The organism is Paenibacillus sp. NPDC055715 (assembly GCF_053617595.1).
In genome coordinates this window covers 1-12,484 of sequence record NZ_JBSHGA010000007.1, presented here as the reverse complement: position 1 = coordinate 12,484, position 12,484 = coordinate 1, and the positions used below count along the sequence as shown (strand labels likewise).

Genomic DNA, 12,484 nt, shown 5'->3' with positions numbered 1-12,484 from the left:
ATAGGATATATACACGCCAAAGGGCAGCGTTTACGGCTGCCCCCTGCATACATCATTATAGCTCTTTTTGTCCTGTCTTTGTTGTCGATTGTGTGGCAGCAGCATCACTAATGGTTTTGCTGCCACCCGTGAAAGAAGCCTTATCTGGCTTGGACGATGATGCACTGTCCGGTTGCTTCGTTTTGTTTTGATCCTTATTTTGTTCCTGTGTCTGTACAGGAGGATTATTGAATATATCCTGCACATACTTTTTCAATTCTTCCGGATCGCGGACAGTAAGAACCTGCGCGCCTCCTAAATTTTTTTCTCCAAGCAACTTCATCGGCGGAACCTGCTCGCTGCCTGCAAAGCTGCTCTGATAGCCGACATTCGCCAGCTTCCACATATCGTTGACACTGAGATTCGTATCAATATACGGGTTCACCTGCTCCAAAATGCTCGGCAGATTGGCAATGGAGGTCGTGCTCTGCATTTTCTGGGCTACGGCCTCCAAAAATGCACGTTGCCGTCCCGAACGAGAGAAGTCCGACATGGCATCATGACGGAAGCGCACATATTGAAGCGCCGTCTTGCCGTCCAAATGCTGCATGCCTTTTTTCAGATTAATATCGTATTCATGCTTATCGGCATTACTTGTATAATGCATATCCTTTTCGACTTCAAAATCAATACCGCCTACGGCATCCACCAGCTTAATGAACCCCTGGAAATCGGTATACACATAATATTGCACCGGAATGCCTAGCAGATCGCCAGCCGTCTTCATGGCCGTGTTGGGACCGTGAGTAATGGCGGTGTTAATCCGATTTTTATCGTAGCCGGGAATATCCACGTACGTATCGCGCAAAATAGAGAAGAGATGAATCTTTTTCTTGACGGGATCAAGCGATACGACCATCATGCTGTCCGACCGGGGGACTTCCCCTTTTTGGATACCACGACCATCGACACCCATCAGCAAAATGTTGACCGGATCTGTACCTTCCCACTTGGGCGGGTTTGGTGTGCGCACCTGATCGACCTGCTTTACATTTTTGAAGGGGGAATTAGCGCCCTCTTTATGCAGATTGTCCAGTTGATTATAAATGGATGTAAAATAGTACACGGCAAAGCCGACAATCGCGACGATAACCACGGCAAGAACCGTCCATACCGTTCTTTTGGTTCTGTTTGTCATGGATGCTCTCCCTTTCGCTTTTCAATTCATTACATTATAATTTCTTTTTAGAGCACAATCAATTTAACTATGGATTTTTCAAAATCCTGACTGTGAGGTATGACATGCTGGCAATTGATGTGCAGGATCTGCGCAAAACATTTAAAGTACAAAAAAATCGCGAAGGCCTGAAAGGAGCCTTCCTTGATTTATTCGCCCGCGAATACAACGAGGTGGCCGCGGTCAAAGATATTTCCTTTGGTATTCCTCAGGGAGAAATATGTGGCTATATTGGTGAAAACGGAGCTGGAAAGTCAACCACGATCAAGATGCTGACCGGCATTCTCGTGCCGACCTCGGGACATCTCAAAGTAGGCGGCTATGTTCCTTACGAGGAACGCGAGAAATTCGTAAGTAATATCGGCGTTGTTTTCGGACAGCGCAGCCAGCTATGGTGGGATATCGGCGTGATTGAGTCTTTTCAGCTGTTGCGCAAAGTATATCAGGTTCCTGCCGTAGACTTCAAACGCAGGCTGGATGAGCTGGTAGAGCGGCTCCAATTACAGGACCTGCTAAGCCGTCCGGTGCGCAAGCTTAGTCTCGGGCAGCGGATGCGCTGTGAATTGGTGGCTGCGCTGCTGCACAATCCGTCCATCGTTTTTCTGGACGAGCCAACCATTGGACTCGATATTATGGTGAAGTCCGAAATCCGCGAGTTCCTGAAGGACATGAACCGGGATTACGGGACGACGATATTGCTGACAACCCATGATTTGCAGGATATTGAAGCGCTGTGCTCGCGCGTCATTATGCTGGATGACGGGAATATCATCTATGACGGAGGTCTGGAGGATTTGAAGGCACGCTGGGGTACAGGCCGCGAGGTGCAGTTCCAGTTCGGCATTCCCACGAACCTTGAGCAATTGCAAGCGTGGACAGCGGATATGCCGCTGGCTTGGTCGGCCGATAACGATCTGGCTGCCAAGGTGTGGATACCACTTCATATCAATGTATCGGATGTGCTGGCGAGCGTAGTAGGGCGTACGGACATTACGGATATCAAAATCATTGAAACGAATACGGATGATATCGTGCGCAGCATCTACCAGTCCGGCTCGGCGGAACGCAAGGGCAATCCCGTGCTTCCTGCAGTGGAGGCCAAAGTTCATGCTTAGCGTATATACAGATTTTATTCGCATCCGGTTTCTCACCATGCTTGCTTATCGGATGAACTATTATTCAGGTATTATCATTTATTCCATGAATATTGGTGTTTATTATTTCACATATAAGGCTATATACGGGGACGCGGGTAGCATTGGCGGCTTTTCCGCTGCTCAAATGACGACCTATGTAGCAGTATCGTGGATGGCAAGGGCGTTTTATTTTAACAATCTGGATCGTGAAATTTCGACTGATATTGGTGACGGAAGCATCGCCATACAGATGATCCGACCGTATAACTACGTACTCGTTAAATTTATGCAAGGGCTTGGCGAGGGTATGTTCCGTTTCCTGTTGTTTATGATTCCGGGCATGGCGATTGCCATGCTGCTGTTTCCGGTGACACTGCCCAGTGATCCTGTAGCTTGGATTAGCTTTCTTATCATGCTGTTTTTCAGCTTTCTCATCAACACCCAGATTAATGTTATTACTGGCCTGACGGCCTTTTTCGTTGAAAATAACGAAGGTATGATGCGAATGAAGCGGGTGGTAGTGGACCTGTTCTCCGGCTTGATTCTGCCCATCAGTCTGTTTCCGGGCTGGCTGGCGACCTTCGCCCAATGGTTGCCGTTTCAGGCAATTACGTATTTGCCCGGCTCCGTATTTACCGGACGAGTAAAAGGCGTTGGGATTTGGAATGTGCTGGGTATCCAAATCATTTGGCTGATCGTTCTGCTCTTGCCGATGATCATCATTTGGCGACTGGCGCGCAGACGTCTGTTCGTGCAGGGAGGGTAAGCCGATGATGAACTATTTAGGTCTCATTAGCGAATATTTAAAAAATTACATGAAGTCGCGGCTCACCTATCGTGCCGATTTTTGGGTGGAGGTCATTTCGAACCTGCTGTTTCAGGCCACCAATCTTATTTTTATATTGGTCATTTTTATGCATACGAACAGCTTGGGCGGCTGGAGTGAAAATGAAGTTGTGTTTGTTTATGGCTTTTTTATGGTTCCTTTCGGACTATTCAGCTGTTTCGTCAACCTTTGGAACTTTAGCGAGCGCTATATTGTAAAAGGGGAACTGGATCGGGTCATGACGCGCCCTGCCTATAATCTGTTCCAGATCTTTCTTGAAAATGTGAACCCGCCCGCGTTGGTTGGATCGGTGATTGGTCTGGTTATTATGGGAATCAGCGGGGCGCAAATGGACTTGCATATGGCGTGGTGGTTCATCCCGGCACTAATTGCCATGACCCTAAGTGCCGTAGCGATTTATACGGGAATTTACACCATATTGACTTCTATTTCGTTCTTTTCAGACGCACCTACAGGAATTATTCCGCTTATGTACAATGTGCAGAGCTATGGACGTTATCCGGTAACCATCTATAACCGTGCAATTCAGGTCGTGCTGACCTGGATTCTGCCTTTTGCTTTTGTCGGCGTATATCCGGCATCTCTGTTCCTCCATCGGGAGGATATGCGGCATATGGCGCTGCTGACCCCGGTCATGGGAGCTGTATTTCTAACCTTGGGCTTACTGGCATGGAATTTTGGTATCCGGCGCTACAGAGGGGCAGGTTCTTAGACCGGATTACACAAGATAGGAGATGATGAGATGTCCAGGACATTTACCGTTATTGGACAACCCGCGCCGGACTTTGAATTGCCGGGAAGTGAAGGGAAGACCGTCAAGTTGTCTGATTATAGAGGCAGCAGGGCTTTACTGTATTTCTATCCGAAGGATTTGACTTCCAGTTGTTCGACACAGGCCTGTGATTTTCGGGATAAACATACGGAGTTTGAAGGCTTGAACACAGTTATTTTGGGAGTAAGCCCTGATCCGCTCAAGCAGCATGATAAGTTTATCGCTAAATATGGTTTGCCTTTTCAGCTTTTGGCGGACGAGGAGCATCAGGTGGCGGAAGCTTACGGCGTATGGCAGCAAAAGCAGATGTACGGCAAGCAATATATGGGGATCGTACGCTCCACCTTCCTCATTGACGAGAACGGTATTCTGATTCATGAATGGCGTGGTTTGAGAGTCAGAGGACATATTGATAACGCGCTGGAGTATGTTAGAGAACTGGAGAAATAATAAACATCCATACACCCTTTGGGACACAGGCTATATTTTAGTCTCAGAGGGTGTTTTTGATGTGTAATCTTTGGATTTTTTTTATTTCAGGTTTTTGTACAATTTTTAATTAGATTGTTTTCTTTTCTGCCTGATTGCGTAAATGCCCCACAAGCTCAAGGGAATAATGACCGAGTTGGTCAAATCCCAATCTACCCAGAAAGAACAAGGGTATCAAAAGGGCCATTGTTGGGCATGCTGACAGCCTGGAGTCAAGGGATGATCGGCTTATCCATGTTTGGAGCAGAGGTGGCGGTGGAAATCATGAAGCCGCGTATATTAGGTTGGGTTGGCGGCGCTGGATTTGTCATGATATCTATCGTATTTCGATGTACTATATAAGGGCTCGCAGCCGTAAAGCGAGGGAGTCTAATTATTCTGGATCGTTTTTGCTACTGGTTTTCACCGATTTGTCGGACTTGCGGAAAGAACTAAACAGGAAGGCTCTCCAGCGATAAACGATATATAGCAGAAGGATAATGCCGATGATGGCGACAATTCGCAGCGCATACAGTTCCACCAAATTGAACATGGCATCCCATTGCGGACCGAACACCTTGCCGATGCCAAGAAACAGGATGACCCAGAACAGAGCGCCGCTATACGCATACAAGGCAAATTTACGCAGGGGAAGGGCGATAATTCCCGCAAAATAACCCGTAAAATGCCGGACACCAGGAATGAAATATCCGAGAAAAATGAGCCCGTACCCGTAACGTTGAAACCATTTTTGCGTTTTTTCAAGCTTGTCCGGCGATAACAAAACCCATTTTCCGTATTTTTGGATAAAGGGGAGTCCGGCCCATTTTCCGATAAAGTAGGTAATGGTTACTCCGATGGTAGTGCCTAAAAAAGCCAGCAGCACCAGCTTTCCAAAATCCAGCGTACCTGAATAGGAAAGATATCCCGCATAAGCCATCGTGGTTTCCCCGGGAAAGGGTAGAGCAATAAATTCCAGCAGCAAGCCGAAAAAAAGGACGCCATATCCGTATTCTTCGAACAATTGCGCGATCCATTTCAGCACTTCCATCGTTTACACTCCTACCAACAGATTCATAATTTAGAATTAATTTATTCTAACAATATTTTCATGTCCGCTCAACTCCGGTTGATTTCTTGACGTCTTGTTTTATCGTTGCGTATAATGAAACGAACAATTGAGGGAGGCACGGTAATGAATAAGCCTAATGAAATCGTTGTAGTTCTCGACTTTGGAGGACAATACAACCAGTTAATCGCAAGAAGAATACGGGATCTCGGCGTGTATAGCGAGCTCCTTCCATACAATACGCCTGCGGAGAAGCTGAGAGAACTGGCACCGAAAGGGATTGTTTTCTCAGGTGGACCTTCCAGCGTATATGCAGAAAATGCCCCTCAGGTTGACCGGGCAATCTACGATCTGGGAATTCCTATTTTCGGTATTTGCTATGGTATGCAGCTGATGGCTCACCAACTGGACGGTAAAGTTGAACGTGCAGGCAAGCGTGAGTACGGTAAAGCAGACGTGCAATTCAATGAGGATACGAGATTGGCCAAAGGTCTGGAATCCCGTCAGACCGTATGGATGAGCCACGGAGACCATGTTACGGATCTGCCATCCGGCTTTAAACTGGATGCAGGAACGGAAAGCGCGCCGATTGCAGCGATGAGTCATCCGGAGCGGAATCTGTACGCGGTACAATTCCATCCAGAGGTGCGTCATTCCATTCATGGTAATGAGATGATTAGCAACTTCCTGTATGAAGTGTGCGGTTGTGATGGTAAATGGACGATGGAGTCGTTCATTGAAGATCAGATCCGTGAAATTCGTCAGCAAGTAGGCGACAAAAAAGTATTGTGCGCTTTAAGTGGCGGCGTGGATTCTTCCGTCGTAGCGATGCTCATTCATAAAGCGATTGGCGATCAATTGACATGTATGTTCATTGACCATGGACTGCTGCGCAAGGGTGAAGCTGAAAGCGTAATGGAAACTTTCGTTGGCAAATTTGATATGAAGGTTGTCAAAATTGACGCACGTGAGCGCTTCCTGTCCAAGCTGGCAGGAGTCGATGATCCGGAACAAAAACGTAAAATCATCGGTAACGAGTTCATCTATGTGTTTGAGGAAGAATCTGCTCAATTCGACGATTTTACTTTCCTGGCACAAGGTACGTTGTATACGGATATCGTGGAGAGCGGAACAGCAACGGCTCAGACCATTAAATCTCATCATAATGTGGGCGGTTTGCCGGAAAACATGAAGTTCAAGCTGATCGAGCCACTGAATGCGTTATTCAAGGACGAAGTGCGTAAAGTCGGGGAAGAATGCGGACTGCCACCTGAGATCGTATGGCGTCAGCCATTCCCAGGTCCGGGTCTTGCCATTCGCGTGCTGGGTGAAGTCACAGAGGACAAGCTTACGATTGTTCGTGAATCGGATTACATTTTGCGCGAGGAGATTGCCAAAGCCGGTCTGGACCGGGAAATCTGGCAATACTTCACCGCTCTGCCGAATATGAAGAGTGTTGGCGTAATGGGCGATGCCCGTACGTATTCTTATACCGTAGGAATCCGTGCCGTAACCTCTATCGACGGCATGACCGCCGACTGGGCACGTATCCCTTGGGATGTGCTGGAGAAAATTTCGGTACGTATCGTAAACGAAGTGGATAACGTCAACCGCATCGTGTACGATATCACCTCCAAACCACCAGCTACGATTGAGTGGGAATAGTATTTTAAATGATTAACAAAAGAACCTTTATCTCCACATTTATCGTGGTTTTGAAGGTTCTTTGTTTATAACCCATTACCATACAATCTTTCTTCCGGTTGCAGCCGATTCCTCAATGTGGTCCAGTAGTTGATGCAGCGTGGACGGATACCGTTGCCCCCTTCTCCAATGACCCCTGAATCAGAATCTGATCCGCAGTATCCTTGGGAATGACTTCACCCGTTTCCTGAATAGTGGCTTCGTTATAGTGAGATGATGTGATGGCCGAAAGCTCACGGAATTCGCCAACGATGTATTGCAGCGCGTCCAGAGAATGTCCCCCGTTAATCGTCAGAAGATTGGCGCCATTGGCTCTATTCAGCAAATAAGCCGTATCCTGATCTATCCGTCCTCCTTTACCCCGAGTAGCTACTTGCATATGACAGGACACAATTTCACCAATCGCCCCGTCTTTCACCAGCTTTTTCATCGTTTGCACTTCAAGATCCTGCCGCGCCTGCAAGCCGACGGTATGATGAATGCCCGCTTGTTCTGCTGCTGTAGCTATTTCAGAGGCTTCCGCAGTGTTTGCCCCCAAGGGCCATTCACAAAAAATATGCTTCCCCTCTTGAATAGCCGCCATCACCGCTCCGTAATGATGGGGAACTTTTACGCTCACTACTACCATGTCCACATCCTCGGAAGCTGCGAGCTTTTTCGCATCATCAAAAGCCAGTGCCACCCCTACTTCTTCTGCGCTTTGCTGCGCACTCTCCATACGGGAAGTACCTACGGCAGTGATATCCAGGTTCGGATGCTTGAGTAAAGCCGGAATATGCGTTTGACTCGCCCATTTGTTATTCATCGAGCCTCCAACAACACCTGCACGAATCTTCTTTTTGACCATGTTGCATACCTCCTGAATTTTTAAAATGAGGGTGGAAAATAGCGTCCAAGGCCAATATAATACACTGAACACATAAATAATAATGCTTGTTTATGATGTAGGTATCATTTTATTTGATGGAAGGTGAAGGGATGTGAATATCGAAAATATGCAGGCATTCGTTTCGGTGGCAGAGCTGAGAAGCCTGACAGAAGCTGCCCAAAAGCTGAATCACCTGCAATCGAACATGACGGCCAAAATAAAAAAGCTTGAGGCCCATTACGGCACAGCGTTATTTTACCGAAAGCCCCGTGGCATGGAGCTGACACCCGCAGGCTTCTGTTACCTTAAAAACCGGAACCACCACGGAAATAGAGCGATTGATCCTGGACGGCGAGCTCGATATTGCTTTTGTTACAGGGTACCCCGCCAACCCGTATATTCACTATAAAAAAATATGCCGTGAAGAGCTGGTGCTGGTGGGGAAAGGCATACATGAAGGCTCAGACCTCAAACAGGTGCTGCAAGGAGCCTCTATTATCGTGCTGTCGGATGGCTGCCTGTATCTCACGCATCTGGAGAAGATGTATCAGGACATGCAATTGACTCATGGCGAGGTGGTGGAGGTCGGTGTGTTTGATACGATGGTGGAATTCGCCTTGATGGGAATGGAAATCACCCTTATGTTCAAAAAGCTGGCGCGGCAATTTAAAGTAACATCCTATTTGCCCACTCCCTCAACCTTCGGCTACAAGGATACGTATTTAATAACCCGGCCAAATCACGAAATGACAGCGATTGAACATAAATTTATCGAAATCAATAATACGATCTAAATAGATAGGAGAGTTGGATAACCTGAAAGGTGGAACAGGTATGGGCAAAGCAATTAAGATTAGGGGCAAACCTTCACGGCGTTGGAAGCGGTACCTCGGCATAGCGGCACCATTACAGATGGATTTATACATTAATGAGCATTCCATTCCTCATCACCTTCATCGGTTTGAGCCAATTACCCTTCTCTCTGTATTGGGAGGTGTGACTTCTAACATTGGGCTTGTAAGCACTCTTTCTTCTACATATAGCAAGCCGTTCAGAGTAGCAAGGCAGTTTGCCTCGCTCGACCATAAAGGAGAGTTCTTCTCTGTAAAAGAGCCGCTGAACATTGCTCGTTCTCGGCAAGGGTGTATTATAATTGACATATAAATTGATGGGTCAAGTATAATGTAGAAAGGAGGAGGTATTATCGAACATTGCTCTGAAAAAAGCCAATTGTTTTACCGTATGCATCTTTTGTGTAAAGAAATGAATACCGCTTTTGAAGCGCAGTTAAAAACGAGCTTTACCAAGGTCGAGATTTTATATCACATTGATCATCGACAGGAATTAAGTCAGCTGGAGCTTCAGCATTTGCTGGTTCTGGACGGAGCGGCGGTAACCCGGCATCTGAAAAGGCTGGAGGAGGAAGGTCTGATTATCCGCAGCAAAAAAGAGCAGGATAAGCGTGTGACCTATATTCGTCTAACAGAATCAGGGATTCGAGAGCTGCAAGTTTTGTCAGAGCAAAGACAAGCCTTTCAGGACAAGCTGCTACGTGAGTTTGCTGATGAGGAAATTGTTTCTTTGACAAATGCATTACAGCGTATGTCTACTAATGTGAGGAATATGTAAAATACGCGAGGAGGAACTGGAGGAAAGAGAAGTACTCAATCTTAAGCCAACAGGCCCATCAAGTCGTTGTGAAAGTAGCGGTCAACTGGCCAAAGGTGAAAAGGTATTGATCCACGCAGGCGCAGGGGGTGTCGACATGTTCGCTATCCAGTTTACCAAACAAGCTGGTGCCCATGTCATTACGACAGCCAGCGAGCGCAATTATGAGCAGCTTGCTTCACTAGGAGCCGATCATAGTATTGATTACCGCACGACCCGTTTCGAGGATGCATTGCCCGACGTGGACGTGTTCGATACGATGGGTGGAAATGTTCAGAAAAACAGCTTTAGAGTTCTGAAAAAACACACCGGACGGATCATATCCATCGTTAGCAATTTTAACAAATAACTGTTAATATATGTAATATTCTTAAACATGTTCTTTGAAGGAAGACTTGTTGAAATCAAGCATATGTATGAGGGTTGAAAGCCTGTGCCCGGAGAATCTGCTGCTTATGGAACCAAATGGGCGGTATGCGGTAAAAGAGCAAAAGGTAAGATCGTTTATCTGGAAAATATACCGGACACCACGAATGCCTTTAATAAGTACAAAAATATCTGATTCGCCTAATTGATAACCCGTCAGCGATATAACAGCTTGGCGGGCTTTCTATTTTCCGAACAATACATATGTGATTAAATTACAATATTCGCTTTTTGTGTTGACAAGCAGTAGGGCACGGCCTAAAATAACGGATGTAATATAGCGCTTATGAATGCGAATATTACAGCAAATGAACGATAACAATACGAGTATGCTTTGCGTAGGAGGAATTACAACTCATGGAGCGTTTCTTTAAATTAAAGGAACATGGAACGAACGTCCGCACAGAAATTATTGCGGGGATTACTACTTTTATGACCATGGCTTACATTTTGGTGGTTAACAATACCTTTTTGGGGCCGACTGGAGCAGGGATACCCAGCGAAGCCGTCTTTTTTGCCACTGCGGTAGGTGCAGGACTGGTCACTATTCTAATGGGGTTGTTCGTTAATGTGCCCATTGGCATGGCTCCGGGTATGGGCTTGAATGCTTATTTTATGACCGTAGTCTTGAGCTCCAACGGTATGATCACTTGGCAAGCGGCACTTGGCGCTGTATTTATATCCGGTATCGTCTTTCTGATTTTAACCGTGACACGAGTGAGACAGATGTTGCTTGTTGCGGTTCCGGAAAATCTAAAGACAGCTATTACAGTAGGTATCGGTTTGTTTATTACCATTGTTGGTTTTAAGCTTTGTAATCTGGTTATGGTAAGTATCGTTCCAGGGACAGATGTAGGTCAGCCGATTCCGGGCCATGCTTTTAATCTGATTTTGGGTAGTTTGGTTCATCAAAAGGATGCGCTGCTGGCTCTGATCGGTTTGCTCATTATCGCAGCGCTGATGGTTATTCGTGTTAAAGGCGCTTTGCTAATTGGTATCGTAGCTACTACATTGATCGGTATTCCGATGGGCGTAACGAATCTGAACAGTTTGACAACAGGTCACTGGATTCCTGATTTTAGTAATTTGGCAGTGGGCCAGTTGGATTTGAAGGCTGCTTTGCATATCGGGCTGTTTGATATCATTTTTATTTTCACATTTGTAGAGTTGTTTGATACGTTTGGTACACTGGTAGGTACGGCTACACGCGCAGGTATAATGAAAGATAAGAAAAAAGGTGAGAAAATCATCGGTAAAGCTATGCTAGTGGATGCCATTGGCGTAAGTACCGGCGCAGTATTGGGCACAAGTACCATTACAGCATTCGTAGAAAGCTCGGCAGGGGTAGAAGAAGGCGGACGTACGGGTCTGACTGCTGTAACGACAGGCGTTCTGTTCCTGTTAGCCCTCTTTATCGCACCGTTGGCACTGGTTGTGCCTTCCGCGGCTACTGCTCCAGCGCTGATTATCGTGGGTGTACTGATGATGAGCCAGGTTCGTAACATTGACTGGAATAATTTCCTACTGGCGTTCCCGGCATTCCTGACCATCGTTCTGATGCCTTTTACAGGCGGAATCGCCAATGGTATTTCTGGCGGCATTTTATCTTACGTGGTTCTGGCTGTATTCAGTAACCTATTTACCAGCAACAAAGTTAAAGTTCACTGGCTCATGTGGGTGCTTGCTATTATTGTAGTGATCCGGTTTGCTTTTATGGGTTCGGAATAACCACTTGATATAACTTGAAAAATCTCTTTGCAATACAGAACCTCTTTCCCCGTTGTTTTAGGGAGCGGGGTTCTTTTTTTATTCTAGTTATTTACTGTCCGAAACAGACTGGGTAATATTAAATAGAAGAAGAATGAATAACAAATAGAGCTTTTCGAAAATTAATGCAATAAATGCTTGCAAACTTATCCCGTATATGATATATTCTAATTCCGGCCAAGAAACACAATACTGCGAGCGAGTGTTACAAAAAAAGATTTTAAAAAAAGCTTGCAAATTTGGTTCGGGTATGATAAGATATAAGAGTTGGTAAGGCGATGAGCTGAGTCGGCAAAAAAGAAATGTTTGATCTTTGAAAACTGAACAACGAGTGAGTAAATCGCAAAGGTTTCGGACATGCCGCAAGGCTGAACGGAGCTGGAGCAAAAAAAGAGATATTTTATCTCGTCAGTTTCAAAATGAGCGAATCGCTCTTTCTATAAACCAGCTTCGGTTGGTCTTTAATGGAGAGTTTGATCCTGGCTCAGGACGAACGCTGGCGGCGTGCCTAATACATGCAAGTCGAGCGGGGTTGTTTTAGAA

General features: G+C 46.1%; 13 protein-coding genes, 1 rRNA gene and 2 pseudogenes. 13 read left to right on the top strand and 3 right to left on the bottom strand.

From position 1 onward, the window contains the following. Positions 1-55 precede the first annotated feature (55 nt). Positions 56-1,177 (bottom strand): LCP family protein, encoded by a 1,122-nt coding sequence (locus tag ACWGOO_RS13175; RefSeq protein ID WP_452484050.1) that lies wholly within the window; start codon positions 1,175-1,177, stop codon positions 56-58. 104 nt (positions 1,178-1,281) lie between these two features. Between ACWGOO_RS13175 and ACWGOO_RS13170 the strand changes: the two genes are divergently transcribed. From ACWGOO_RS13170 to ACWGOO_RS13150, 5 genes are all read left to right on the top strand, one after another. After that, entirely contained in the window at positions 1,282-2,331 is a 1,050-nt protein-coding gene (locus ACWGOO_RS13170; RefSeq protein ID WP_452484048.1) for an ABC transporter ATP-binding protein, read from the top strand. After that, a complete protein-coding gene (locus tag ACWGOO_RS13165) occupies positions 2,324-3,118 on the top strand; it encodes an ABC transporter permease (protein ID WP_452484046.1) in 795 nt (264 codons plus the stop codon). Before ACWGOO_RS13170 ends, ACWGOO_RS13165 begins: the two co-directional genes overlap by 8 nt. A 4-nt stretch (positions 3,119-3,122) precedes the next feature. Further along, the gene (locus ACWGOO_RS13160; RefSeq protein WP_452484044.1) at positions 3,123-3,911 is read left to right on the top strand and encodes an ABC transporter permease; all 789 of its coding nucleotides are present in this window, start codon (positions 3,123-3,125) and stop codon (positions 3,909-3,911) included. A gap of 30 nt (positions 3,912-3,941) precedes the next feature. Further along, the gene (gene bcp / locus ACWGOO_RS13155; RefSeq protein WP_452484042.1) at positions 3,942-4,421 is read left to right on the top strand and encodes a thioredoxin-dependent thiol peroxidase; all 480 of its coding nucleotides are present in this window, start codon (positions 3,942-3,944) and stop codon (positions 4,419-4,421) included. Between the two features lie 234 nt (positions 4,422-4,655). Further along, positions 4,656-4,802 (top strand): hypothetical protein, encoded by a 147-nt coding sequence (locus ACWGOO_RS13150; RefSeq protein ID WP_452484040.1) that lies wholly within the window; start codon positions 4,656-4,658, stop codon positions 4,800-4,802. 31 nt (positions 4,803-4,833) lie between these two features. Here ACWGOO_RS13150 and ACWGOO_RS13145 read toward each other — a convergent pair whose 3' ends face one another. Beyond that, entirely contained in the window at positions 4,834-5,490 is a 657-nt protein-coding gene (locus ACWGOO_RS13145; RefSeq protein WP_452484039.1) for a DedA family protein, read from the bottom strand. Positions 5,491-5,634: 144 nt separating this feature from the next. On the opposite strand from ACWGOO_RS13145, the gene guaA reads away from it, so the two are divergent. Next, positions 5,635-7,173, top strand: a complete 1,539-nt coding sequence (gene guaA / locus ACWGOO_RS13140) for a glutamine-hydrolyzing GMP synthase (RefSeq protein WP_452484037.1) — start codon at positions 5,635-5,637, stop codon at positions 7,171-7,173. A 112-nt stretch (positions 7,174-7,285) separates the two neighbouring features. Here guaA and ACWGOO_RS13135 read toward each other — a convergent pair whose 3' ends face one another. After that, positions 7,286-8,059, bottom strand: coding sequence for a Gfo/Idh/MocA family protein (locus ACWGOO_RS13135; protein ID WP_452484035.1), 774 nt, complete (start codon positions 8,057-8,059; stop codon positions 7,286-7,288). A 148-nt stretch (positions 8,060-8,207) separates the two neighbouring features. Here ACWGOO_RS13135 and ACWGOO_RS13130 point away from each other — a divergent pair, with 148 nt between their 5' ends. From ACWGOO_RS13130 to ACWGOO_RS13100, 7 genes and pseudogenes are all read left to right on the top strand, one after another. Further along, positions 8,208-8,489 carry a helix-turn-helix domain-containing protein gene (locus tag ACWGOO_RS13130; RefSeq protein ID WP_452484482.1) on the top strand — a complete coding sequence of 94 codons (282 nt, stop codon included), beginning with the start codon at positions 8,208-8,210 and terminating at the stop codon, positions 8,487-8,489. Then, positions 8,419-8,874 carry a LysR substrate-binding domain-containing protein gene (locus ACWGOO_RS13125; RefSeq protein WP_452484033.1) on the top strand — a complete coding sequence of 152 codons (456 nt, stop codon included), beginning with the start codon at positions 8,419-8,421 and terminating at the stop codon, positions 8,872-8,874. The genes ACWGOO_RS13130 and ACWGOO_RS13125 overlap by 71 nt, the downstream gene beginning before the upstream one ends. A 124-nt stretch (positions 8,875-8,998) precedes the next feature. Then, positions 8,999-9,166: pseudogene (locus ACWGOO_RS13120) on the top strand (LLM class flavin-dependent oxidoreductase); the annotation flags it as partial. Between the two features lie 156 nt (positions 9,167-9,322). After that, positions 9,323-9,709, top strand: coding sequence for a MarR family winged helix-turn-helix transcriptional regulator (locus tag ACWGOO_RS13115; RefSeq protein ID WP_452484031.1), 387 nt, complete (start codon positions 9,323-9,325; stop codon positions 9,707-9,709). An 82-nt stretch (positions 9,710-9,791) separates the two neighbouring features. Next, positions 9,792-10,094: pseudogene (locus ACWGOO_RS13110) on the top strand (zinc-binding dehydrogenase); the annotation flags it as partial. Between the two features lie 437 nt (positions 10,095-10,531). Continuing rightward, the gene (locus ACWGOO_RS13105) at positions 10,532-11,902 is read left to right on the top strand and encodes an NCS2 family permease (protein WP_452484029.1); all 1,371 of its coding nucleotides are present in this window, start codon (positions 10,532-10,534) and stop codon (positions 11,900-11,902) included. A 500-nt stretch (positions 11,903-12,402) separates the two neighbouring features. Further along, a 16S ribosomal RNA gene (locus tag ACWGOO_RS13100) occupies positions 12,403-12,484 on the top strand; the annotation flags it as partial.